Source organism: Neisseria sp. P0009.S007, from assembly GCF_051962515.1.
In genome coordinates, this window is record NZ_JBQCVF010000063.1 from 1 (window position 1) to 2,245 (window position 2,245).

Below are 2,245 nucleotides of genomic sequence, written 5' to 3' on the forward strand. Positions count from 1 at the left end.
TCGCCTCTTGATGAGCCGCTATTTGAAAACCTCGTCGTCAATCTGCTTGTGCCGCTTTTGACCGGCGTGGCAGGGAAAACCGATACAACAGAACAGGAGTAAAGCATGGCTACTTATGCAGAATATTTGGATTTTGATACCGAAGAAGACAAATTGAAACAGCAGCAACTCTATCAGGCGACCGAGCTGTCGGCGCAAACGGTAGAGGCGGTTAAAAAGATCAGCCGTCCGCAAAATTGGCTGCTTGCCGCTGCGCCATATTGTCCCGATTGCCGCGTATTTGTGCCGTTTATTCAGAAAATGGCGGAGTTGAATCCCAATATCCGCGTCAACTATATTGCCCGAAACGATTTTGGCGACAGCAGCCGTTTTGAGAATCCACGCCAACAGGAAATCGTCCGCGCCAATCAAAAAATCCCTGCGCTGTTTTTGATGGGGCATGAAGAAGTCGGGCCTGTGTTTAACGAGTTTCCGCAAGTGGTGTTAAACCAAATTGCGGCAGATGAAACCCGTCGCACGGAATTGCGCGATGCGTACCGTGCCGGCGAGTTTAATGCCGATATTGAGGCTCAGATTGTAGCGGCCTTGGCATGGGCAGAGCAGCGTTGTTGAGTAGATATTGTTGGTGTGTAAGACTATATTTTGAGCTACTTTGATAAAGGGGACAATTTCTAGTGTAATTTAGTTCTTACCTAGATTTTCTCATTATGTATTTACGTTCTGGAACTTCAATGGTTTGAACAATTTCAAATCCCTCTTTTTGGTAGAGGTCTCTAGCTATTTGATTTGACTCAAAAACCGTTAGGGAAATACTTTCTATTTCTTCATTTTCAAACATTTCTTGAAGAAAGTATTGAAAAGCTTTTCTACCTAATCCTTTTCCCTGCTTCTGTGGAGCTATGAGAAATCTTCCAATATGAAGATTTTTATCTTCTAGTTTGATTTTCTGGATGATGCCTACAAACTCTTCTCCAACAAAAATGGAAAAAATCCCTTCCATCTTTTGCAAGGATTGGGCAATCAAGGGATAAGAAATCTTTGGCCCCATCCATTGCTTCTGAAAACTTTCTCCCAAAGCATTAGACCACTGACAAATGAGTTGGGCATTTTCTAACTGAAGTCCTTTTTCAAAGTGAATTTTCATATTTGCTCCTAAAACTTCTCTTATATCCAACTATTATACTCTTTCTCATATTTTTTCCGAATAATTAAGTATGATTCAACTTTATTTTTTTCTTGTTGGAACGATTCTTGCTTCCTTTCTTTGCTTTGTAATAAAAAGGCCGTCTGAAAAGATTTCAGACGGCCTTTTTTGATGCTTAACGCTTTATTAAATCTCGATTTTATTCGGCGTAAAGGTTTGCCATTTGTTGCAGGCAGGGCAGTGCCAGAAGAAGACTTGGGATTTGAAGTGGCAGTTGCGGCAGCGGTACATAACGCTTTTTTGCAGCTGGCGGCCGATAATGGAACGAATCATATCGGTGTCGGCTTTCCACTCCGGATTCATACTGCTGAGTTTCAAGCCAAGCAGGCGGTACACGCCGTTGAGGTCGGGTTTTTGGCGGACGAGTTCGACAGCGATTTGCGCCGCTTCGGTTTCGCCTTTGAGCAGCAGAGCCTTTTCGTAGATGACGTTGATCAGGTCAAGATCGGGAAAGGTTTGCATATAGCCGATGAGGCGGTTGAGGCCTTCTTCCTGCTTGCCTTGCGCGGCATAGGCTTCATAGAGCTTCTCGCCGACCATGCTCAGATAGGCGTGGTTTTGCTGCTCGATGGCGGAATACGCTTCCACTGCGGCAGGGAAGTTGCCCTGACGGTATTCGATGTCGCCGAGGATGATGTTGGCGCGCGTACATTTCTTGTTGGCTTCGAGTGCTTTGCCGATGTTGTAGCGTGCGGCGTCGAAGTTGGACTTGAACAGTGCGGCTTGGGCGATTTCGCAATAGAACTGGGCGATTTCAAACTGGTAGGTTTGTTCGTCATGGCTCAAGAGTTGCGCCATTTCGATGGCTTTTTCCCAGTCGCGGTCTTGTTGGTAAATACTCAAAAGGTGTTGGCGGGCTTCGCGTGCCATATCGCCTTCCTGCAAGCCGAGGAAGATTTGTTCGGCACGGTCCACCAAGCCTGCGCTTTGGTAGTTTTGCGCCAATTCAAAAAGCACGCGCGCGCGTTTTTCGTTGACTGTGTCGGGCGAATCGAGCAGGGCGCGGTGCATATTGATGGCTTTGTCGTTTTCGCCGCGTTG

General features: G+C 46.2%; 3 protein-coding genes. 1 reads left to right on the forward strand and 2 read right to left on the reverse strand.

Features of this window, described 5'->3' with window-relative positions; all coding sequences use genetic code 11:
- Positions 1 to 105: 105 nt before the first annotated feature.
- The gene (locus tag ACTHS3_RS07295; protein WP_070625944.1) at positions 106 to 612 is read left to right on the forward strand and encodes a thioredoxin family protein; all 507 of its coding nucleotides are present in this window, start codon (positions 106 to 108) and stop codon (positions 610 to 612) included.
- Between the two features lie 76 nt (positions 613 to 688).
- Here the strand turns inward: ACTHS3_RS07295 and ACTHS3_RS07300 are convergent, their stop codons facing one another.
- Both ACTHS3_RS07300 and ACTHS3_RS07305 read right to left on the reverse strand, forming a co-directional pair.
- Entirely contained in the window at positions 689 to 1,144 is a 456-nt protein-coding gene (locus ACTHS3_RS07300; protein ID WP_004521061.1) for a GNAT family N-acetyltransferase, read from the reverse strand.
- 186 nt (positions 1,145 to 1,330) lie between these two features.
- Positions 1,331 to 2,245: tetratricopeptide repeat protein (locus tag ACTHS3_RS07305; protein ID WP_440367548.1), on the reverse strand; the 915-nt coding region annotated here is incomplete at its 5' end.

Bases quoted from the DNA above. Each gene is read 5' to 3' on its own strand.
- ACTHS3_RS07295 (WP_070625944.1), top strand. From the start codon at position 106: ATGGCTACTTATGCAGAATATTTGGATTTTGATACCGAAGAAGACAAA.
- ACTHS3_RS07300 (WP_004521061.1), bottom strand. From the start codon at position 1,144: ATGAAAATTCACTTTGAAAAAGGACTTCAGTTAGAAAATGCCCAACTC.